At 45.6% G+C, this 436-nt stretch carries 1 protein-coding gene; it reads left to right on the forward strand.

Annotation, left to right across the window (positions count from 1 at the left end; translation table 11 throughout):
* On the forward strand, window positions 1-436 hold a 436-nt coding region (locus PY990_RS16330), incomplete at its 3' end, for a YdaU family protein (protein WP_275272493.1).

Below are 436 nucleotides of genomic sequence, written 5' to 3' on the forward strand. Positions count from 1 at the left end.
ATGAATTACTACCCTCACCATATTGGCGACTTCATTAGAGAGACATCGAGACTCAATGACAGCCAAACCATGGCCTATTTGCGTCTGATCTGGCTGTACTACGACTCAGAAACCCCCCTGGAAAACGATCTTGAGCTTTTGGCCTTCAAGATTGGTAGCGATGTTCACACAGTCGGATTGCTATTGAAATGCTTCTTTTATGCGGACGGTATGCGTTGGCATCACAAACGCATAGATGACGAGATTTCGGCATACAAAAGCAAGAGTGAAAAGGCTAAGGGTTCAGCTCAGGCAAGGTGGAAAAAACCACAAAACATGCCTATTGAACCCGAACGTAATGCGAATGTTATGCGAACGCATACCGAAAGCAATGCTAACCAAGAACCAATAACCAAGAACCATTCTTTAGATACTTCGTCGCCCCAGGTGGCGACCA

It is taken from the genome of Limnobacter olei (assembly GCF_029087225.1).
Lineage (GTDB): Bacteria > Pseudomonadota > Gammaproteobacteria > Burkholderiales > Burkholderiaceae_B > Limnobacter > Limnobacter olei.